The following is a 20271-nucleotide window of genomic DNA, read 5'->3' on the forward strand; positions in this document are numbered from 1 at the left end:
CTTCGCCGTGCCGTAATTTGAAGAGCCGAGCCCATGCTCGGCTGCTTCTGCTGTTTTGTAGAGTCGAGCCATGCTCGACTGTTTCTGCTCTGTGGAGCCGGGCCTATGCTCGGCTGCCTCTCACAGCCAGCCGAGCATAGGCTCGGCTCTACCAAGAGCGAAGAGCAGTCGAGCATGGCTCGACTCTACATGGCGCGCTTACCGCTCCACCTCGAACGGCTGTTCCTGCCAGTCTTCCACGCTGCCATCGCGCCCATGCAGGCGCAGGCCCAGCCAATGCCGGCCGGGTGACAGCGCCTGCGTATCCAGGCTGGCATCAAAGCCGGCATTCGGGTGCTGCGGATCATTGGACATCGGCCACAACGGGCGGATGTCGAGCTCGCGACCGTACTGCGCATCGCCCACCGGCTTTCCGTCCACCAGCACTTCCACGCGCGCCAGGCCGACGCCGTCCTTGAACGCCCAGCCCTTCACCGAAAGCGTGCCCGACACCGCTTCGCCGTTGGCCGGTGAATCCAGGTAGGCGACGGCCGGCGTCACGCACTCGCCTTCAACGCGCTGCGCAGGCAGGCGGAACAACAGGAAGCGCTGGAAACCATGATCGTTGCTGACCACCCTCGGCGGCGGCAGCGGCCCCACTTGCGCGCACACCGCGTGGTAGCGCGGCACCAGGTCGCGGAAACGCTGGTCGCTGGGCGACAGCACCAGCAGCATCGGTCCGCTGCGTTCGCCCTCGTGCACCTGGCCCCACTGCGCCAGCTGCGCGGTGCGCCCGTGCTTGTCGTTGAGCGGGTGCGGCAGCACCGTGATGTTGCCGTCCCCAAGCTGGAAGCCGAGCTCGGCACCCACCTTGAAGTTGCCGGCCAGCACGCGCGTGCCTTCCGGCATCTGCTGCAGTTCGTCGCGCACGGCGGCCGCCAGCGGTTCCCAGCCGGCGAAGTTGCGCGGGTAGTACTTGTCACCGGCCAGCTGTTCGCGCAGCGACGGCGTCGACGCCATCAGGTAATAGCCGAAGGCCAGTGCCATGCCGATGCCGGCCAGCCACCAGCCGGTGCGGCGCAGCCAGCGCGGCCAGCCGTTGAGCACCACCGGCACCGCCACCAGCAGCGCCAGGTAGCCCGGCAGCGGCCAGTGGAAGCTGATGCGCTCGACATCGGTGAAGAAGCCCAGCAGAAAAATGCTCAGCGTTGATACGCCGCCGACCAGGCCGAAGTAGCGCCACTGCGTGCGCGCGCCACCGCCGCTGCGCGTAGCGGCCAACGCCACCTTCCACATCGCGATGCACAGGATGGGCGTGACCAGCATCGGCTGGATCACCAGGAACCACATCCCGCGCCATTCAAACGCCCAGGGATGGCGCTCGACCACCTGGAATTTCAGGCCGGCATCATGGTTGTCGGCATTCCACGCCAGCAGCGGCAACCAGGCCAATACGCCCACCGCCAGCGCCACCCACACGCGCGGATCGGCCAGCATGCGCCGCCCCTGCGGCAATACCAGCAGCGCGATGAAGCCGACGCCGATCACGCCGATGAAGCGGTAGTGGCTGAGCGCACCGATCAGCAGGCCCAGGCCCAACTTGATCGCAGACGACGCATCGACGCTGCGCAGCAGGCGTGCCCCGGCGTCCAGGCACAGCACCGCGGCCAGTGCCATCGGCACATCGGGCACGGCCAGCAGGCCCAGCGTGGCCGACAACGGCATCAGCAGGGTCAGGCTGCCTGCCTGCCAGCCGGCCACGTTGCCGAACCAGCGCGTGGCGACGCGCGCGACCAGCAACGGCAGCAGCGCGCCGATGGCCAGGAACGGAAGACGCAGCGCCAGCACGTGCTGGCCGCCGATTTCCACGCCCAGGCGCGCCAGCCACGCGGTCAATCCCGGCAGGTCGGAGTATGCCGCCGCCAGGTGCTGGCCTTCCTGCCAATAGAACGCCTCGTCCACGAACAGGGGCAGACGCGCGGCCACAAGCAACTTGGCCGCTGTGACCAGCGTCCATAACCAGAGAAAAATCGTACGTGCGCGCTGTTCGCCCTGCATTGCTCTATGGATAGAATCGAATGGTTCCCGAACGTGAGACGAACATGCCAGCTCCGTCCCCCATGCCCAGCATGCTAACCGATCAACTGCGCCAGGCCCTGCGGGAGGCACAGGATCAGGTCAATGCCCTGGTGCTCGGCAAGGTGCCGGAAGTCAGGCTGGCTTTCGTCGCCCTGCTTTCCGGTGGACACCTGCTCATCGAAGATCTGCCCGGCCTGGGCAAGACCACGCTGGCCCATGCACTGGCCAGCAGCCTGGGGCTGAGCTTCCAGCGCGTGCAGTTCACCTCCGACCTGCTGCCGGCCGATGTGCTCGGCGTATCGGTGTATGACGCCGGGACGCGCCAGTTCCAGTTCCATCCCGGCCCGGTGTTCTCGCACGTGCTGCTGGCCGATGAGATCAACCGCGCACCGCCGCGCACGCAGAGCGCGCTGCTGGAAGCGATGGCCGAACAGCAGGTGACGCTCGACGGGCAGACCCATGCGCTGCCCGATCCGTTCTTCGTGATCGCCACGCAGAATCCGGTCGATCTGTCCGGTACGTTCCCGCTGCCCGATTCGCAGCTGGACCGCTTCCTGCTGCGGCTGGCGATGGGCTACCCCAGCCCGCAGGCCGAACGCGAGCTGCTGCGCGGCACCGACCGCCGCGACCTGATCGCGCGCGCCGTGCCGCAGCTGGATGACAACCAGGTGCGCCAGCTGCGTGAAGCGGTCGGCCAGATCCACGTCAGCGACGCGCTGGTGGACTACGTGCAGGCCCTGCTGACCCGGAGCCGCCAGCATGCTGGCGTGCGCGTGGGCCTGTCGCCGCGTGCCGGCCTGGCCCTGCTGCGTGCGGCCAAGGCCCACGCGCTGCTGCTCGGCCGCGGCCACGTGGTACCCGAAGACGTGCAGACCCTGTTCGTCGCCGTGGCCGGCCACCGTCTGGTGGGCGAGTCCGAATCGAGCACGGGCCCGGCGCTGGCGCGCGCCATCCTGCAGACCGTCGCGGTGGATTGAGGATGCCCGCACGCGGCTCACGCCTGCTTCGCCTGGCGCGTCCGCGCACGCCCGAAGCCCTGCCGCAGCGGCTCGACCGCCGGCGCATCTACGTGCTGCCCACGCGCTTCGGCCTGTTCGTGGCCCTGCTGCTGTCGGCGATGCTGCTGGGCGCGCTGAACTACAACAACAACCCGGCCCTGCTGCTGGCCCTGCTGCTGGCTGCGGCGGCCATCGCCAGCGCCATCGCTGCCCACCTGCAGCTGTCGGGCGTGCAGATCGACGCCATCTCGGCCGAACCGGTGCCGGCGGGCCAGCCGCTGCGCCTGCGCATCGACCTGTCGCTGCGCGACCCGCGGCCGCGCCACGGCCTGGAACTGCAGGTCGGCGGCAGTCAGGCCTGGACCGACCTGCCCGCACAGGGCCGTGGTGAAGTGGAGCTGGACGTGCCCACCGAGCGGCGCGGCTGGCTTGACCTGCCGCGCATCCGCCTGTCCAGCACCCAGCCCCTGGGCCTGGTGCGTGCGTGGTCCTGGGTGTGGCCGGAACAACCGCTGCTGGTGCACCCGGTGGCCGAGGCGGTGGCGCCCTCATTGCCCGAACAGGGCAGCGACCTGCTGCACACCCGCGCCCACGCCAGCGGCGAGGAGCTGCACCAGCTGCGCCCCTACCGTGCAGGCGACCCGCCGCGCAGCATCGCCTGGAAGCATTCGGCACGACGCGACACGCTGTTGGTGCGCGAATACGAAAAGCCGGTCGGCATCGAAGTGGTGCTGGATTGGCGCGCGCTCTCCACCCTGCCGACGGAAGCGCGCATCTCGCGCCTGGCGCGCTGGGTCGACAGCGCCGAACGCGAAGGCCGGCGCTACACCCTGCTGCTGCCCTCGCAGCCCGCGCTTGGCCCCGGCCAGGGCGCGAGCCACCATCATGCGTGCCTGCGCGCACTGGCGCTGATGCCCCATGACTGAGCCCGCCCTCCTGCTGGACCGCAACGCGCGCAACTGGACCCTGGCCAGCGCCGCGCTGGCGCTGCTGCCCCTGCTGCTGCAGCTCCCCAGCGCACTGGCCGCGCTGATCGCGGTGGCCGGCCTGGCAACCGCCGCATTGTCGCTGCGAGGCGTGCTGCCGATGCCGGTGCGTCTGCTGCTGGTACTGGCCATGCTGGGCGCCATCGTCTGGCAGATGGGCGGGGTTCGGCCAGGGCGCGATACCGGCTGCGCCCTGCTGGCGGCGATGCTGGCGATCAAATCCAGCGAACTGCGCAGCGTGCGTGATGCGCGCAGCCTGCTCGGCTTTGCCCTGTTCGCGCCGTTTGCCGCCTTCCTGCTCGACCAGGGGCCCCTGACCACGCTGCTGGCCGCGCTGGCCGGCATCAGCAGCCTGCTCGCCCTGCAGCGGCTGGCCCACGATGAAGGCCGCAGCGCGGCGCTGCCGCTGCCCGGCCAGCTGCGCGGCGTGGGCCGCCTGCTGCTGATCGGCCTGCCCCTGGCCCTGGCCTGCTTCTGGCTGTTCCCGCGGCTGTCCTCGCCGTTGTGGGGCGTACCCGAACGCGCGGTCGGCACCCCCGGCCTGTCCGACTCGATGGAGCCGGACAAGTGGCTGGACCTGATGGCCGATGACACCCCGGCGCTGCGCGTGCAGTTCTTCGGCCCCGTGCCGCAGCCGCAGCAGCGCTACTGGCGCGGGCCGGTGCTGACCCGCTTCGATGGCCACGTCTGGACGCGTGACCGCAACGTCGACTTCCGCCGGCCAGCGCAGGTGTCCCACGAAGGCCAGGGCTGGGACTACCAGATCGACTACGAGCCCACCGACCGCCGCCTGCTGGTGGCGCTGGACCTGCCCACGGCTGCCCCGGAAGGCACCGCGCTCAACTCTGAGATGAGCCTGGCCAGCCAGCGCCCGCTCTCCGCACTGACCCGCTGGCGCCTGCACTCGGCACCGGCGACGCGCTTCGATGCCGAGCTGTCGCCCTACCAGCGGCGTGCGGCGCTGCAGCTGCCAGCCAACTTCAACCCGCGCACGGCAACGCTGGCCCGGCAATGGCGGCAGGAAGCCGGTGACGACGATGCCGCCGTCGTCCGACGCGCCCTGGACTGGATCACCGCGGATTTCTCCTACACGCTGGAAACCCCGGCGCCCGGGCGCGACCCGGTGGACGCGTTCCTGTTCGACTACAAGGCCGGCTTCTGCCAGCACTTCAGCTCGGCCTTCGTGGTGCTGATGCGCAACGCGGGCATCCCCGCACGCGTAGTGACCGGCTTCGCCGGCGGTACCCGCAACCGGCTCGGCAACTACTGGATCGTGCGGCGCATGGACGCCCACGCCTGGGCCGAAGTCTGGCTGCCCCAGCGTGGCTGGGTGCGTGTGGACCCGACCGCTGCAGTGGCGCCCGAGCGCATCCTCGACACGCTGGAAGACCGGCTGCCGGCCGGCGCCGACCTCGACCTGCAGCAGCGCTGGCTGCAGGCCGGGCAGATCGGCGATTGGCTGCGCCGTGGCTGGAACGACCTGGTGCTGTCCTTCGACGCGCGCCGCCAGCAGCAGCTGCTGCAGCCGCTGGGCCTGGATGAGCTGAAGCCCGGCCAGCTGCTGGCCGCATTCGTGGCCACCGCCCTGCTGGCGATAGGCTGGATGGCCTGGCTGCTGGCCCGTGGCGAACGCGAGCGCGACCCGCTGCTGCGCGCCTGGCACCGGCTGGGCCGCCGCTACGCCCGGCTGGGGCTGGCCCGCGAGCCGCACGAACCCGCCCTGGCCTGGGCCCAGCGGGTCCATGCCCAGCGCCCCGAACCTGCCCTCATCGCACTCAGCCAGCGTTTCGCCGAAGCGCGCTACGCTGGCACTCGTACCGAGCTCGCCCCATTATTGCAAGACCTGCGCAGGCATCGCCCGACTTCCGGAGCTACTTCATGAACACCAAGTTCCTTCTCACCGCCGTGGCCACCCTGGCCCTGTCGGCCTGCGCCACGGCCCCCAAGCCGCTGCAGGGTCAGTTCAGCGTGGTTTCCCCGCGCGACTCGGTTGCCACCCAGCAGGTGGGCACCCCCGTTCGCTGGGGTGGCCGCATCATCGAAACCCAGCCCGGCCAGGGCGAGACCTGCTTCCAGATCATCTCGCGCCCGCTCAATGGCAGTGGCCGCCCCAACACCAGCTCGGCCGATGCCAGCGACGGCCGCTTCATCGCCTGCCGCGCCGGCTTCTATGACCCGGCGGTGTTCGAGGCCGGTCGCGACGTGACCTTCATCGGCAAGATCGACGGTTACGCCAACACCCGCATCGGCGAGTACGACTACCGCCTGCCCAAGCTGGCAGCCGACGTCATCTACCTGTGGCCGGAACAGCGCCAGGTCGATGTCGTGCCCTACCCGTATAGCCCGTGGGGCCCGGGTCCGTACTGGGGTGGTTACCGCGGCTGGGGCTGGTGGTAAACCTGCCACGTCCCGCGTGACGCAAAAGGCCGCCCTCGGGCGGCCTTTTTGTTGGTGCACCATCCACGGTGGGCGCCGTCCGTTGGTCGGCACGGAAGCCATGGCTGCCGTTGCCTCAACGCCCCGGCGTACCGAAATGGCCCAACGGCGCACCGGCCAACAGGTGCATGTGGATGTGGAACACGGTCTGCCCGGCATCTTCGCGGCAGTTCATCACGATGCGGTAACCATCCTCGGCGAAGCCTTCGCTGCGCGCATACGCGGCTGCCGCCAAAGCCAGCTTGCCGATCAGGTGCGCCTGCGACGGCTGCAGGTCGTCCAGGGTCGGGATGATCTCGTTCTTCGGAATGAACAACACGTGCACCGGCGCCTGCGGTGCGATGTCCTTGAAGCCCAGCACCTCGTCATCCTCGTAGACGATGGTGGCCGGGATCTCGCGACGGATGATCTTGCTGAAGAGGGTTTCGGTGGTCATGGTCGGCCTCGGCGGGATGTCTTCCGCATTGTAGGCCGGCCACGCCACGCGCGGCCGCGGTCAGTCGCGGAATTCGCTGCGCGTCCCGAAGGCATGCGACAGCGTGCCGCGATCAACGTATTCCAGCTCACCGCCCAGCGGCAGGCCCTGCGCGAGACGGCTCGGCTGCACCTGGCGCGCACGCGCAAGCTGGGCCAGGTAGTGCGCAGTCGCTTCACCTTCAACGGTAGCGCTGGTGGCGATGATCAGCTCCTGCACTTCGCCCTGCGCCAGCCGCTGTTCCAGCTGCTCCAGGCCCAGTTCGCGCGGGCCCACGCCATCGAGCGGCGACAGACGGCCCTGCAGCACGAAGTAGACGCCGCGGAAGCCGGTGGCATTCTCGATGGCCAGGCGATCGGCCGGTGATTCGACCACGCACAGCTGGCTGCGCTCGCGACTGTTGTTGGCACAGGTCGGGCACAGCTCGGTTTCGCTGAAATCGCGGCACTGCGCGCAATGGCCGATGCGTTCGACCGCCAGCGCCAGCGCCTCGGCCAACCGCTGCCCACCTTCGCGCTCGCGCTCGAGCAGGTGGTAGGCCATGCGCTGCGCGGTCTTCTGCCCGACGCCAGGCAACACCCGCAGTGCATCGATCAATTGTTCAAGCAGGGGTGCGGACACGGCGGCAGGCTTTGTAGAGTCGAGCCATGCTCGACTGAAGGTTGGAACAGTCGAGCAAGCTCGACTCTACGAGGTTCGTGGCACCCGCTTGCACGGGTGCCACGCTGAACATCAGAACGGCAGCTTCATGCCCGGCGGCAGCTGCATGCCGGCGGTGGCCGAACCCATCTTCGACTTCGACTCGGCATCGATCTTGTTCGAGGCATCGTTGAAGGCCGCGGCGATCAGGTCTTCCAGCATTTCCGGGTCGCTGGTCAGCGACGGATCGATGCGCACCTTGCGGCATTCCTTGGCGCCGGTCAGGGTCACGCTGACCATGCCGCCACCGGCGCTGCCGGTCACTTCGATCTTGGCGATTTCTTCCTGGGCCTTCTGCAGGTTTTCCTGCATCTTCTGGGCCTGCTGCATCAGTTGGGCGATGTTGCCGCGCATAGTGTCTTACTCGTCAAAAGAACGGATGGAGTCGGAAACAACCCGGGCGCCATGCTGCTGGATCAGCAGCTGCACTTCCGGATCGTCCATGAAAATGGCCTCGGCGGCCTGTTGCCGCTCGCCACGCTGGCGGTCGGCACGCTGGTGTAGGGTCTCGGCCGGGACCTGCTCGGTTTCCACGGTTTCGACCACGATCCTCGGCGCCTGGCCCAGGGCCTTTTCCAGCATGTCGCCCAGGGCGGACAGCGCGCGTTCGGAACGCAGGTACTCAAATCCGGGCGAAAGGCCCAGTTTCAAGGTGCCGACTTGGCAGCTGATGAAGGCCGCGTTGGCCGCCAGCTGCCGCGAAGGACCACTGAGGCCGCTGTTGGCCACCAGATCGAGCCAGTCTTCAGCGCTGGCCAGGTCGGAGATGCTGCCCTGATGCGCTGCCGGCGCCGGTGTTGCCACCGGTGCAGCCGGAGCGATCTCGATGCCCTCGGCATGGAACGGGCGCTCCGGCGCGGCTGCCACGGCCACCGGGGCCGGCGGTTCCTGCCACGGGGCGACCATGGCCGCCTCCGGCGTCGCCATCGCGACCGGCGCGTCCATTTCCGCCGCCAGCGCCTGATCACGCGCGTCGGCTTCGTCGGTGGCCCACGGCGGCAGATCATCCGCCTCGGCCACCTGCGGCGCCGCTTCGGCCTTCACCGGCGGCGGCGACACGGGTTCTTCCACCGGAACCGGCTCAGGCTCCGGCGTCGGCTCCGGCTCCGGTTGCGGGGCCGGATCAGGTTCGGGTTCGGGCTCTCGCGGCGCAGCCTGCATCGGGGCAGCCACGTCAGCCACCGCCGACGAGCTCGCCGCCGCAGCAGCAGCCACAGGTGCGGCGTCGTTGCTGCCGGCACCGGCGGCATGGCCACCACCGGCGTTGCCGCCCGCAGCACCCCCACCCGTCGCACCTTCGACCGACTTCGGCACCGGCGGCACCGCAGCGGCCGGACGGAACGCCAGCATGCGCAGCACCGCCATTTCGAAGCCTGCACGCGGGCTCGGCGCCAGCGGCAGGTCGCGACGGCCGTTCAGGGCCATCTGGTACCAGAGCTGCACCACTTCCGCACGCAGGCGCTCGGCAAACGCGGCAGCGTCCAGGCCTTCGACCGGGGCGGCGGCGCCGGGCACCAGCTGCTGCACCTGGATGCGGTGCAGGCCTTCGGCCAGCGCTTCCAGCACGCCACTCCAGTCCGGCGAGAACTCGGCCAGCGCGGCCACGACCTGCAGCAGGCGCGGGCCATCGCCCTCGGCCAACGCGTCGAGCATGGCCGCCACCTGGGTACGGTCGACCGTGCCCAGCATGGTGCGCACCACGTCCTCGCGCAGCGCGCCGCCGGCATAGGCGATCGCCTGGTCCAGCAGCGACAGGCCGTCGCGCAGGCTGCCGTCGGCGGCCTTGGCCAGCTGCACGATGGCGCTGCCGTCGGCCTCGATCTCCTCGGCGGCGAGGATGCGGGTCATCTGCCCCTGGATCTGGTCCTCGTCCAGGCGCTTGAGGTTGAACTGCAGGCAGCGGCTGAGCACGGTGACCGGCAGCTTCTGCGGGTCGGTGGTGGCCAGCAGGAACTTCACGTGCTCCGGCGGCTCTTCCAGCGTCTTCAGCAGCGCATTGAACGCCGCCTTGGAGAGCATGTGCACTTCGTCGATCAGGTAGACCTTGTACTTGCCACGCGAGGGCATGTACTGCGCGTTCTCGATCACCTCGCGCACGTCATCCACGCCGGTGTTGGACGCGGCATCGATTTCCAGCAGGTCGATGTAGCGGCCGGCGTCGATGTCCAGGCAGGCCGCACACTGGCCGCACGGGTCGGCGCTGGTGCCCTGCTCGCAGTTCAGCGATTTGGCGAAGATGCGCGCGATGGTGGTCTTGCCCACGCCGCGGGTACCGGTGAACAGGAACGCGTGGTGGACCCGGCCGCTGTCCAGCGCATTGCTGAGCGCACGGACCACGTGTTCCTGGCCCACCAGCTCGGCAAAACGCTTCGGACGCCACTTGCGGGCAAGCACGAGATAGGACATCAGGCCACCGTCTTCCATCGGATGTTCCATTGTGCCATGCCTGTCCAGCCCCCTCGCCTCCGACACACCCGCTGCACATGGATGACTGGGGGTGCTTGTGTACTGCCGCGCCGCCCGCTAGAATCTGCGCCCCTGCTGAGGCGTTTGCCGATGGCAGGGATCCGGAGAGGTGTCCGAGTGGTTGAAGGAGCACGCCTGGAAAGTGTGTAAGCGTCTAAACCGCGCTTCGGGGGTTCGAATCCCCCTCTCTCCGCCAGATAAATGGAAAAGGCCGCCCTTTGGGTGGCCTTTTCCATTTATCTGGCGCGGGACGCGAAGTGCGGTGCGCGCACTTCGCACCATGCGTTGCTGCGCAACGAATGGGCCCCTCCCTTTGCCTGCCTCTCCCCGCCCCTGTCGGGGCAGTGATCTCATCCCGCTCTCCAGCCGCCCCCATGCGCTATGGTCACCCCATGAGGACCCGGCCCTACCACCACAACGATCTGTCCGCCTGCCTGGCGATCTTTGACAGCAATCTGCCGATCTACTTCGCGCCGGAGGAACGCCCGGACTTCGCGTCGTTCCTGCGTGAGCTGGCTGAAGAACACACCTACCAGGTCATCGAACTCGACGACAGCGTCGTCGCCTGCGGAGGGCTGTCTCCTCCCACGAACGGGACGGCCGGGTTCTGCTGGGGGATGGTCGAGAAATCCCGGCACGGACAAGGGCTTGGCCGCCATCTTGCACAGGTGCGACTGCTGCAGGCCGCCACCGATCCCCGCGTGGAGCGCGTTGCATTGAGCACAAGCCAGCACACCGAGGGCTTCTACGCCGCGCTGGGCTTCCACGTCACCCAGCGGGTGACGGACGGCCACGGCCCGGGAATCCATGCAGTGCACATGGAAGCGCGCCTGCGGTAATGCCCGCCGCAACTGGCACGGCGGGCATCTCCGCCCGATCGCCGCCGGCTCAGCTGCTGGAGAGCTTCATCAGCACCAGGCCACAGACGATCAGCATGGCCGCACCGATGCGCATCGCACTGACCTGCTCGCCGAGGAACACGATGCCGACCACGAAGGCGCCCACGGCGCCAATGCCGGTCCAGATGGTGTAGGCGGCACCCAGCGGCAGCGTGCGCATGGCCACGGCCAGCAGCCAGAAGCTGGCGATCATGCCGAGGATGGTGACTACGGTGGGGGTGAGCCTGCTGAAGCCTTCGGACTGCTTCATGGACACGGCCCAGACAATTTCCAGCAGGCCGGCGAACAACAGATAGATCCAGGCCATGACGACCCTCCTCTTGGTAGGGCCAGGCCGTCCTGGTCATTCATTCCCGATGCGGGGGAGGTCGTTCCTCCTGCGGCCGCATTCTAGCAACGGGGGCTCGCGCCGGCCGTGCCGCCTGTGCACGGGTTACAGCCGATTCATCGCATGAAGCTGGCGTCGATGGCCGCGTCTGCGCTAGAATGCGCGCCTGCCATCGGCCAGCCGATGTGCAGTCCGGCTGTGGTCTCCGGCGCGCGACGCGCTGCTTCCCCTGATCCGTGAACCGGCCGCCCCTGGGCGGCCAACGTCTCTATGGTGGCCCCGTCGGCCCCTCGCGACGCTAGGTCGAAAATCCCGCCAGGGCCGGAAGGCAGCAACGGTATCGATCGACGCGGGCGCCGAGGTCAGCCGGCGGGGCCACCGCCTTTCTGGGCCGTGCCCCGCTCTGGTAGATGCCAACCTTGGTTGGCGCCCCTCGCCTCTCGCCCTGGTAGATGCCAACCTTGGTTGGCGCTCTTCGCCAGGCATGGCCCGGCGCTACCGTGCTTCGGGCGTTCCCTGATGGAACACCACCCGCCATCCCTGCGCATGCCGGCGCCACAGCGAACTGCGCAGCACCCAGCGCTGAGGCTGGCCATCCACGTGGTAGCGGCTGCGGTAACGCACCTGGGCCAGCTCCTGCGTCAGCAGCGAGACTGCGTACTGCTCCGATTCGATCTGCACCTGCGCCCGCTCCAGCGGGATCTCCGCCAGCGCCGCCGTACGGCCGTAGCACTGGCCGGAGCTGCCGATCTCGCTGAAATCCTCATCCAGCAGTTCCGACAACCGCGAACGATCACCGCGCACCTGCGGGGTGTGCAGCGCGCGCTCAAGATGTTCCAGCTCGGCAGCCAGCGTTGCATCAGCAGGCTGGCCAGTAGTGTTCACGGCGGATCCTGCGCCAGCACGCGCGCCGCCGTCGGCGTCGCCAGCGGCACGCACTGCCCCTGCTGCGCCACGCGGTGCCCACGTGCGGCCAGCGCCTGGCCATCGGCCGCACTGGCGTAGTGGTAGAGCATCATCCGCGACTGCAGCTCGGCGCTGTACTCGCGCTCCAGGTCATCCACGCCGGTGTGCGACGGGTTGCCATGCAGGCCGCAGTCGTGGGCGATCAGCTCGTTGTCATTGGCGAAGCGCGCCAGCATCTCCGGGATCGGCCGCGTATCGCCGCTCCAGGTCAGCGCGCCCTGCAGGCGCAGCCCGTAGGCCGTCTCCGGCCAATGGTGGCGCGCCGGGAACACTTCCAGGCGCACACCCTCGTGCCAGAACGCATCGCCCACCACGATCAGCTGGAACGCATCCCAGAAGTTGGCGCCGCCCTCGGCCAGCACGTTGGGGTAATCGGCCACCCGCTTGTGCAGCAGCGGCACCACGGTGGCCGGCACGTAGAGGCGCACCTTGCCGCGCCGGTGCGTGTTGAAGAAGGTGTCCACGAACAGCCGCTCGAAGCCGGCCACGTGGTCCAGGTGCACGTGGGTGACGAACACCGCCTGCGGCAGGTGCCCGTAGTGCGCCTTGAACGCGGTCAGGCCTTCGCCGCCGCAATCGATGGTCAGCCACGGCCGGCCATCACGCTCGATCACCGACATGGGCGAGCCCAGCTCGACCGCCGACGCATTGCCGACGCCGAGGAAACGCAATGACCAGTCCATCAGGTGCCCCGGTTCCAGGCCATGTCGTAGGCGCGACGCAGGCGCGCGTAATCCTTCTGTACGTCTTCCACGCTGCGCTCGCCGCGCAGCTTGACCAGCGAGCGCAGCAGACGCTTGAGGTTGCGCTCGCGCCAGGCGGTGGCCGGAATGCGGATCACCCCGCGGTCGAAGTCGATCAGCCAGCCATGGCCATTGCCATCGAACAGGATGTTGTGGGCGTTGAGGTCGGCGTGGTCCAGCCCGGCGCGATGGAAGCGCGCGATCAGCCGGCCCGCCTCTTCCCAGGGTGCACCACGGCCGGCCACCAGCGCGCGGTCGGCCAGCGAACGCACGCCCTCGATGCGCTCCATCAGGATGGCCGCGCGGTAGCGCATGCCTTCACGTATGTAGAAGGCGGCGATCGGCCGGGGCACCGGCAGCTTCTGCGCGCGCAGGGCACGCATCAGCCGGAATTCGGCGAAACTGCGGGTGCGGTCCGCGCCGCGCCAGATGTACTGGTCCCGGCTGAGCTTGGCTGCCAGGCCACCGCGCAGGTAGTGCCGCAGCACGCCGGGGCCGAAGGACGCATCGACGAACCAGGCACTGCCGCGCCCGCCTTCCGCCACCGGCCGGGCCCTGCTGCCCCAGTGCTGGGGCGAGAACAGGCCGACCTCGGCTTGCCGCAGCCGCTCGCGGTCGAACAGAATGGCCCCGATGCCGCGACCCTCGCGGCATGGCGTCAGCGCTTCATTGGCGTCAAATACGACCATTCCATTGAGTCTAACAACACATGGCATCAGCGTCCTCATCCTTGTGCCTCCTGCGCCTGTCTGCCCTGGGGGATGTCACCCACGTTGTCCCCCTGGTGCGCACCCTGCAGGCCGCGCGCCCGGACACGCCGATCCACTGGATCATCGACAAGGTCGGCCACAAGCTGCTTGATGGCCTGCCCGGCGTGGTCTTCCATGCGTACGACAAGAAGACCGGCATGGCCGGCGTCAAGGAGCTGCGCAAGCAGCTGCCGCCGGGGCGCTTCGATGCGCTGCTGCAGATGCAGGTCGCGTTCCGCGCGAACCTGCTGTCGGCCTTCATCCCGGCCGAGCGCCGCATCGGCTATGACCGCAGCCGCTCCAAGGACCTGCATGGGTTGTTCATCAACGAACGCATCCCCGATCGGCCGGGCATCCACGTGCTCGATGCCATCGGCAGCTTCTGCGAGCCGCTGGGCCTGCGCCAGACCGAGGTGAGCTGGGACCTCGCAGTGCCGCCGTCGGCCCACGAGTGGGCCGCTGCGCAGTGGCCCGATGATGGCCGCCCGGTGCTGATGATCTCGCCGTGCTCCAGCCACGTCATGCGCAACTGGTACGCCGACCGCTATGCAGCGGTGGCCAACCATGCCAGCGCGCGTGGCTGGCAGGTGGTGCTGTGCGGTGGCCGCAGCGAACTGGAGCGCAGCATGGCCGATGCCATCCTCACCCAGCTGGCGACGCCCGCGCTGGACCTGGTAGGCAGGGACACGCTGAAGCAGCTGCCGGCCCTGCTGGCCCGTGCCAACCTGGTGATGACGCCCGATTCGGGCCCGATGCACATCGCCAATGCGATGGGCACCAAGGTGCTGGGCCTACATGCGGCCAGCAACCCGCACCGCAGCGGCCCGTACTCCGACCGGCGCTACTGCGTGGACCGCTACGACGATGCCGCGCGCAAGTACCTGGGCAAGCAGGCGGCCGACCTCAAGTGGGGCACCAAGATCGAGTTCGACGATGTGATGGAACTGATCACCGTCGAGGACGGCATCGCCGCCTTCGAGCGCTACGTGGCCGATCACGTCGGCTGAGCGACCGGTGCGGGCCGACCGTGGCCCGCACCCTCCACGCAGGGCGTGGGATTATTTGTACGACTTCTCTTCCACGTACGCCGAGCCCAGCGCCAGGTTGATCGCCTTCTTGATGCGCGCGCGCTCGTCGTTGCGCAGGTAGACGCTGCGGGCCAGATCGACGAAGGCCTGGTCGAAGGCCTGCGCCTTCTCCTTCAGGCGGACCTCGTCCTCGATATCCCACAGCTGCTCGTTGACCGCCTTCAGTTCGGCACGCAGCCTGGCGATGTCCTTCACCGCCGCCGGATGGCCCATCCAGGTGGCATCCAGCGCCGACAGCTCGCGGCGTACGTTGGCCAGCTTGCCTTCATCGCTGATGCGCTCGGACTTGATCTGCAGGATCGAGATCTTGTCCAGCAGCTCGCCGAAAGAAACAGGCACGAGGATTTCAGCGGTCATGGCAGCACTCCAGCAATTGATGCGCACATGGTAACCGCAGCGAAGACGCTGTTCCCGCGTGACAGCAACCCGATGGCGCATCGGGTGGAACAAGCCCCTCTGTTGAGGGGCTGCCCCGACAGGGGCGGGGAGAGGCAGGCAACGGGAGGGGCCCGTGCGTTGCGCAGCAACGCATGGGGCGAAGCGCGCAAAGCGCGCATCGCATCCCACGCCAGATTAAAAAAAACGGGCCGCCCTAAGGCAGCCCGTTTTTTTTTAATCTGGCGGAGAGGGGGGGATTCGAACCCCCGAGGCGCTATAAACGCCTGCCTGATTTCGAGTCAGGTACATTCAACCGCTCTGCCACCTCTCCAGATGTTCCCCGGCGAACCGGGGACGCGCATCATACGAGGAAGCGCGGCAGACCACAAGCCATTGCGGCCCGTCATGTGAAATATTTCTGACTGAACGCCTTGCCGGATGTCCGCTTGGCCGTGATGATGCCGTTCTCCCCGGCATTACCCGCCCAGCAACCACCATGATCGAATTCGGACACCTCACCCACCCTGGCCTGCGCCGCGAGCTCAACGAGGACACCTACTACGGTGACAGCGAGCTGGCCCTGTGGCTGGTGGCCGACGGCATGGGCGGGCACGCGTGCGGCGAGGTGGCCAGTGCCCTGGCCCGCGAGACCATCGTCCGCGAGATCCGCCGTGGCGCGCCGCTGGCCCACGCCATCCGCACCGCCGACGAGGAGATCATCCGTGCCTCGCGGCGGCGCAACGACACCCTGCCGATGGGCACCACCGTGGTCGCCGCACGCGTGCAGGGCAACCGCTATGAAGTGGCCTGGGTCGGCGACAGCCGCGCCTACATGTGGCGCGACGGACAGCTGGCCCAGCTCAGCCAGGACCACAGCGTGGTGCAGGAACTGGTCGCGCAGGGCAACCTGACCGCCGAACAGGCGCGTGCCCACCCGCACCGCAACGTGGTCACCCAGGCGCTGGGCGTGACCGACCCGAACCATCTGAACGTGGCCACCACCAGCGGTGAACTGCGCCCTGGCATGCAGCTGCTGCTGTGCAGTGACGGCCTGACCGAGGAAGTCGACGACCGCGATATCGCCCGCACCCTCGCCTACGACGACGCCAGTGCCCAGGAATGCGTGGACAGCCTGGTCGCCTCGGCATTGGACGGCGGTGGCTCGGACAACATCACCGTGATCCTGGTGCGCTGCCATTAACCGGTAGATCCACGTCATGCGTGGATGACACATCGTGGATGCCGGCCAGCGGCCGGCACTACCACCGCGCTTATGCGCTCGCGACCTCTTCCACCTTCGGGCCATCCCACAACGCGTGGCCGGCCTTCTTGCGCAGGCGCTCCAGGCGCGCGGTGTGCGCCTCCAGCTCCGACGCCGTGGCCACCACGCGCGGGCGCGGCAGCAGCTTGCTGGTGTCGAAGGCCAGCAGCGCGGCGCCATCGGCCCCGCTGTCTTCTTCCAGGCCGAAGCCGATCTCCTCCTGCCCCGAGGTCAGCGCGATGTAGACATCGCCCAGGATCTGCGCATCGAGCAGGCCGCCATGCAGCGCACGGTGCGAGTTGTCCACGCCCAGGCGCCGGCACAGGGCATCCAGCGAGTTGCGCTGGCCGGGGAAGCGCTCGCGCGCCATCGCCAGGGTATCGATCACCGTGCAGCGGTCGGTGATCTTGCCGAACTGCGGCCCCAGCAGGGACAGCTCGTAATCGAGGAAGCCCAGATCGAACGCCGCGTTGTGGATGATCAGCTCGGCGCCGTCGATGAACGCCAGGAACTCCTCGGCGATCTGCGCGAAGTCCGGCTTGTCGGCCAGGAAGTCCAGGCTCAGGCCGGTGACTTCCTGCGCACCCTGCTCGAAGTCGACGTCGGGCTTGATGTACTGGTGGTAGTTGTTGCCGGTCGGGCGGCGCTTGAACAGCTCCACGCAGCCGATTTCAACGATGCGGTTGCCCTTCTTCCATTCCAGGCCGGTGGTTTCGGTATCGAGGATGATCTGACGCATGGGCTCAGTTTACCGGGCTGCCGTCGCGGATCTGGAGCGCGGCATTGCGCGCCAGGGTGTCGACCCGCTCGTTGTCGGGGTCACCGGAGTGGCCCTTCACCCAGCGCCAGTCGATCTGGTGCCGCAGCGTGGCCGCATGCAGGCGCTCCCACAGCTCGCGGTTCTTCACCGGGTCGCCGCCAGCGGTCTTCCAGTTCTTGCGGATCCACCCGGCCATCCACTGGGTCAGCCCCTGCCGCACATACTGCGAATCGGTATAGAGCACGATCTCGCAGGCTTCGGTGAGGCTTTCCAACGCGGAAATGGCGGCCATCAGCTCCATCCGGTTGTTGGTGGTATGCGCTTCGCCGCCACTCAGTTCGCGCTCGTGGCCCTTGTAGCGCAGCAGTGCGGCCCAGCCACCCGGGCCGGGATTGCCGAGGCAGGAACCGTCGGTGTGGATTTCGATGGTTTTCAATACAACTCCAGATCAGGTGGCAACGGTGCCCAACCAGCGCACCGGCAGCGGGGTCGGCCCAGGCAGGGCCAGCGTACGTTTTTCGGCATGGAACAGGCAGGCCGCGCGCAGTGGCGCCCAGCCCGCCCCACGGCGGCTGCCGGCGCCTTGCCACAGCGGCCCCAGGTAGCGGGTGTCGTCGCATTCCAGCCCATTCCGGGCCAGCAGCTGGCGCAGCCGCTGCGGCGTGCGCACCACCAGACCATGGTGTCGCCAGCGGGTGCGGAAGGGGCTGAACGGGTTGAGGCTGCTCAGCCACAACTGGCCGCCGGGCATCAGCACGCGCGAGCACTCGTCCAGCAGGTAATCAGCATCGGCGGCGGTGACATGCTGCAGCACGATGGCGTTGACGCTTTCATTGGCCAGCGGCAGCGGCAGCGCGCAGCGGGTATCACCGGCATAGCCGGCGGCCTCGCGGTACAGCCGCAGGCCGCGGCCGCCCAGCTGCGCATCCTCCATCCAGGAGGCCGTGGGTGCGATCCACAGCCAAGGCTGGGACGGCAGGCCGGCCAGCCGTGGCAGCAGCAGCTGGCGCTCAAGCAGGCGCAGGGCTGCCGCCGGCTCGCTGTCGAACCACGGCACCAGGCTCGCTTGACGGTGGCTCTGCAGCAGGGGCATGGTCCAATTCTATGCGACTGACTGCCCTGACCGCATTTGCGGACAACTACATCTGGATGCTGATCGCCGACGATGGCGCCGCCGTGGTCGTCGACCCCGGCGATGCCGCGCCGGTGCTGGCGCTGGCCGATCAAGGCCTGCGCGTGGACACCATCCTGCTGACCCACCACCACGACGACCACATCGGCGGCGTGCCCGCGCTGCAGGCGCGTTTTCCCAGCGCGCGGGTGATCGCGCCGGTCGACGAGCGCATCCCGACCGCCACCGAACGGGTGGGCGAAGGTGAACGCGTTCAGGCACTGGGCCGGATGTTCCACGTACTATCCGTGCCCGGGCATACCCGCAGCCACATCGCGTTTCACACTGCTGAACATCTTTTCAGCGGAGATTCGTTGTTCAGCCTGGGCTGTGGGCGCCTGTTCGAAGGTACGCCGTCCCAGCTGCTGGCGTCGATGCGCAAGCTGGGTACCTTGCCTGTGCAACTGCTGCTTTGTTGCGCCCATGAGTACACCGTGTCAAATGCCGTCTTCGCGCGGCATGTCGACCCCGCCAACGCTGCCCTGTGGCAGCGCCAAGAGGAGGCTTTGGCCATGCGCCGCGATGACCGTTCCACCCTGCCGGTAACCCTGGCCAACGAGCTGGACTGCAATCCGTTCCTGCGTGTGCACAGCGCGCCGATCCGCGCGGCGGTGTCAGCGCACCTGGGGCGCGATGTCGGGGACGACGTCGATGTCATGGCCGGTCTCCGGCACTGGAAAGACGGCTTCCGCGCATGATGCGCCGAAGTCTGCCGCTGGCCCTGGGCCTTGTCCTGGGGCTGGCCGGAAACGCGGGCGCGCAGTCGCTGGGCGCCGGCATCAGCCAGAACCTGGCCGCCGCGTCGGCCGTGCCGATGGACCCGGCCCTGTTGCCGGCCGCCTCGGTCCGCAACGGCCAGGAGATCTTCGCCAGCTTCCGCGAGGGCCTGGCTGAACCGACCTGCGACGCCGAGGCCACCAGCCCGCGCTGGCAGAAGCAGTTCGCCCATGCTCCCTCGCGCCTGGCCAACCAGGATGACGACGCGCTGGTGCTGTTCGGCTACGTGGTCGAAGAACTGCGCAAGGCCAGCCTGCCCACCGAATTCGCGCTCATCCCGTTCGTGGAGAGCGGCTACCGCCCCAACGCCCGCAACGGCAGCGGTCCTACCGGCCTGTGGCAGTTCATCGCCACCACCGCGCGCAACCACCGCGTGCCGATGGCCAACGGCTACGACGGCCGCCTGTCGGCCGTGGATTCCACCCAGGCCGCAGTGCGCTACCTGAAGACCCTGCACGGCATGTTCGGCGGTGACTGGCGCCTGGCCACCATGGCCTACAACGCCGGCGAGTACCGCGTGCTGCAGTCGATGCGCAAGGCGGGGATGAACGCGCAGAACGCCAAGCCGGCGGCCCTGCCCGGCCTGTCGCCGGTCACACATGCCTACGTCGAGAAGCTGCATGCCCTGGCCTGTGTGCTGGAGGATGCCGAAGACGAACCCGGCGTGATGGCCTCGCTGGACCGCACCGTGCCCGTACTGAAGGGCCACACCCTGCCAGCGGGCACCAGCGTGCAGCAGTGGGCGGCGCAGCGTGCGCTGGACCCGAACCGCATTGCCCGCCTGAACCCGGCCCTGGCCGGCAGCAGCCGCCCCTCAGGCACCACCCGCGTGCTGGCTCCGGTGGCCGCCGCCCCTGCCCCGGTTGACGATGTCGCCACGGTTGCGACCGCAGCGACCGCCGTGGCCCCCAGCGCAAGCCTGCAGCCGGCCCCACAGGTCGCCAGGACCGTGGCCAGCGCGGCCGACCGCCCGCGCAATCGCCGCCACACCGTGCGCAACGGTGAATCGGCCTGGACCATCGCCCGCCGCTAC

At 68.5% G+C, this 20271-nt stretch carries 22 protein-coding genes, 2 tRNA genes and 1 other RNA gene; 11 read left to right on the forward strand and 14 right to left on the reverse strand.

Annotation, left to right across the window (positions count from 1 at the left end):
• Positions 1-198: 198 nt before the first annotated feature.
• Entirely contained in the window at positions 199-2037 is a 1839-nt protein-coding gene (locus tag DCO49_RS14430; protein WP_116864622.1) for a glycosyltransferase family 39 protein, read from the reverse strand.
• 44 nt (positions 2038-2081) lie between these two features.
• Here DCO49_RS14430 and DCO49_RS14435 point away from each other — a divergent pair, with 44 nt between their 5' ends.
• Genes DCO49_RS14435 through DCO49_RS14450 form a run of 4 tightly spaced genes read left to right on the forward strand, consistent with a single transcriptional unit; the run spans position 2082 to position 6439 of the window.
• Entirely contained in the window at positions 2082-3035 is a 954-nt protein-coding gene (locus DCO49_RS14435) for a MoxR family ATPase (RefSeq protein ID WP_116864638.1), read from the forward strand.
• 2 nt (positions 3036-3037) lie between these two features.
• Positions 3038-3982 (forward strand): DUF58 domain-containing protein, encoded by a 945-nt coding sequence (locus DCO49_RS14440; protein ID WP_116864623.1) that lies wholly within the window; start codon positions 3038-3040, stop codon positions 3980-3982.
• Complete coding sequence (locus DCO49_RS14445; protein ID WP_116864624.1) at positions 3975-5924, forward strand: DUF3488 and transglutaminase-like domain-containing protein; 1950 nt, start codon at positions 3975-3977, stop codon at positions 5922-5924. Before DCO49_RS14440 ends, DCO49_RS14445 begins: the two co-directional genes overlap by 8 nt.
• Positions 5921-6439, forward strand: coding sequence for a Slp family lipoprotein (locus DCO49_RS14450; protein ID WP_116864625.1), 519 nt, complete (start codon positions 5921-5923; stop codon positions 6437-6439). Before DCO49_RS14445 ends, DCO49_RS14450 begins: the two co-directional genes overlap by 4 nt.
• A gap of 115 nt (positions 6440-6554) precedes the next feature.
• Here DCO49_RS14450 and DCO49_RS14455 read toward each other — a convergent pair whose 3' ends face one another.
• The 4 genes from DCO49_RS14455 to dnaX form a co-directional block, all read right to left on the reverse strand.
• Positions 6555-6914, reverse strand: a complete 360-nt coding sequence (locus tag DCO49_RS14455; protein ID WP_108770623.1) for a histidine triad nucleotide-binding protein — start codon at positions 6912-6914, stop codon at positions 6555-6557.
• A gap of 60 nt (positions 6915-6974) precedes the next feature.
• Positions 6975-7574, reverse strand: coding sequence for a recombination mediator RecR (recR, locus tag DCO49_RS14460; RefSeq protein WP_108760009.1), 600 nt, complete (start codon positions 7572-7574; stop codon positions 6975-6977).
• 111 nt (positions 7575-7685) lie between these two features.
• Complete coding sequence (locus DCO49_RS14465) at positions 7686-8006, reverse strand: YbaB/EbfC family nucleoid-associated protein (protein ID WP_005408298.1); 321 nt, start codon at positions 8004-8006, stop codon at positions 7686-7688.
• A 6-nt stretch (positions 8007-8012) separates the two neighbouring features.
• Positions 8013-10076 (reverse strand): DNA polymerase III subunit gamma/tau, encoded by a 2064-nt coding sequence (gene dnaX / locus DCO49_RS14470; RefSeq protein ID WP_116864626.1) that lies wholly within the window; start codon positions 10074-10076, stop codon positions 8013-8015.
• 145 nt (positions 10077-10221) lie between these two features.
• On the opposite strand from dnaX, the gene DCO49_RS14475 reads away from it, so the two are divergent.
• Together DCO49_RS14475 and DCO49_RS14480 are read left to right on the forward strand one after the other, a co-directional pair.
• A tRNA-Ser gene (locus tag DCO49_RS14475) sits at positions 10222-10314 on the forward strand.
• 196 nt (positions 10315-10510) lie between these two features.
• Positions 10511-10957: a GNAT family N-acetyltransferase gene (locus DCO49_RS14480; RefSeq protein ID WP_116864627.1), complete on the forward strand. Its 447-nt coding sequence runs from the start codon at positions 10511-10513 to the stop codon at positions 10955-10957.
• Between the two features lie 49 nt (positions 10958-11006).
• Here the strand turns inward: DCO49_RS14480 and DCO49_RS14485 are convergent, their stop codons facing one another.
• Positions 11007-11324, reverse strand: a complete 318-nt coding sequence (locus DCO49_RS14485; RefSeq protein WP_116864628.1) for a multidrug efflux SMR transporter — start codon at positions 11322-11324, stop codon at positions 11007-11009.
• A gap of 300 nt (positions 11325-11624) precedes the next feature.
• Here DCO49_RS14485 and ffs point away from each other — a divergent pair.
• Positions 11625-11721, forward strand: an RNA gene (gene ffs / locus DCO49_RS14490) — signal recognition particle sRNA small type.
• A gap of 119 nt (positions 11722-11840) precedes the next feature.
• On the opposite strand, the gene DCO49_RS14495 is transcribed toward ffs, so the two are convergent.
• Genes DCO49_RS14495 through DCO49_RS14505 form a run of 3 tightly spaced genes read right to left on the reverse strand, consistent with a single transcriptional unit; the run spans position 11841 to position 13743 of the window.
• The gene (locus DCO49_RS14495) at positions 11841-12230 is read right to left on the reverse strand and encodes a nuclear transport factor 2 family protein (RefSeq protein ID WP_116864639.1); all 390 of its coding nucleotides are present in this window, start codon (positions 12228-12230) and stop codon (positions 11841-11843) included.
• Positions 12227-12994: an MBL fold metallo-hydrolase gene (locus DCO49_RS14500; protein WP_116864629.1), complete on the reverse strand. Its 768-nt coding sequence runs from the start codon at positions 12992-12994 to the stop codon at positions 12227-12229. Before DCO49_RS14500 ends, DCO49_RS14495 begins: the two co-directional genes overlap by 4 nt.
• Positions 12994-13743, reverse strand: a complete 750-nt coding sequence (locus DCO49_RS14505; RefSeq protein ID WP_116864630.1) for a 3-deoxy-D-manno-octulosonic acid kinase — start codon at positions 13741-13743, stop codon at positions 12994-12996. The genes DCO49_RS14500 and DCO49_RS14505 overlap by 1 nt, the downstream gene beginning before the upstream one ends.
• Before the next feature lie 20 nt (positions 13744-13763).
• On the opposite strand from DCO49_RS14505, the gene DCO49_RS14510 reads away from it, so the two are divergent.
• Entirely contained in the window at positions 13764-14810 is a 1047-nt protein-coding gene (locus DCO49_RS14510; RefSeq protein WP_116864631.1) for a glycosyltransferase family 9 protein, read from the forward strand.
• A gap of 51 nt (positions 14811-14861) precedes the next feature.
• On the opposite strand, the gene DCO49_RS14515 is transcribed toward DCO49_RS14510, so the two are convergent.
• Positions 14862-15248: a DUF6165 family protein gene (locus DCO49_RS14515; RefSeq protein ID WP_116864632.1), complete on the reverse strand. Its 387-nt coding sequence runs from the start codon at positions 15246-15248 to the stop codon at positions 14862-14864.
• A 261-nt stretch (positions 15249-15509) separates the two neighbouring features.
• A tRNA-Ser gene (locus DCO49_RS14520) sits at positions 15510-15600 on the reverse strand.
• Between the two features lie 165 nt (positions 15601-15765).
• Here DCO49_RS14520 and DCO49_RS14525 point away from each other — a divergent pair.
• On the forward strand, positions 15766-16470 hold the full coding sequence (locus tag DCO49_RS14525; RefSeq protein ID WP_108767966.1) for a protein phosphatase 2C domain-containing protein: 705 nt from the start codon (positions 15766-15768) through the stop codon (positions 16468-16470).
• Between the two features lie 70 nt (positions 16471-16540).
• Here DCO49_RS14525 and dnaQ read toward each other — a convergent pair whose 3' ends face one another.
• From dnaQ to DCO49_RS14540, 3 genes are read right to left on the reverse strand one after another with little or no spacing between them, the layout of a single operon-like run.
• On the reverse strand, positions 16541-17269 hold the full coding sequence (gene dnaQ / locus DCO49_RS14530; protein ID WP_116864633.1) for a DNA polymerase III subunit epsilon: 729 nt from the start codon (positions 17267-17269) through the stop codon (positions 16541-16543).
• A gap of 4 nt (positions 17270-17273) precedes the next feature.
• Positions 17274-17726 (reverse strand): ribonuclease HI, encoded by a 453-nt coding sequence (gene rnhA, locus DCO49_RS14535; protein WP_116864634.1) that lies wholly within the window; start codon positions 17724-17726, stop codon positions 17274-17276.
• A 12-nt stretch (positions 17727-17738) separates the two neighbouring features.
• Positions 17739-18383 (reverse strand): class I SAM-dependent methyltransferase, encoded by a 645-nt coding sequence (locus DCO49_RS14540; RefSeq protein WP_116864635.1) that lies wholly within the window; start codon positions 18381-18383, stop codon positions 17739-17741.
• 11 nt (positions 18384-18394) lie between these two features.
• Between DCO49_RS14540 and gloB the strand changes: the two genes are divergently transcribed.
• Together gloB and DCO49_RS14550 are read left to right on the forward strand one after the other, a co-directional pair.
• Complete coding sequence (gene gloB, locus DCO49_RS14545) at positions 18395-19159, forward strand: hydroxyacylglutathione hydrolase (protein WP_116864636.1); 765 nt, start codon at positions 18395-18397, stop codon at positions 19157-19159.
• Positions 19156-20271 (forward strand): lytic transglycosylase domain-containing protein (locus tag DCO49_RS14550; RefSeq protein ID WP_116864637.1); only part of this gene is annotated, 1116 nt, incomplete at its 3' end. The genes gloB and DCO49_RS14550, both read left to right, overlap by 4 nt.

This window comes from Stenotrophomonas sp. SPM (assembly GCF_003105135.1).
In the GTDB taxonomy this organism is placed as follows: Bacteria; Pseudomonadota; Gammaproteobacteria; order Xanthomonadales; family Xanthomonadaceae; genus Stenotrophomonas.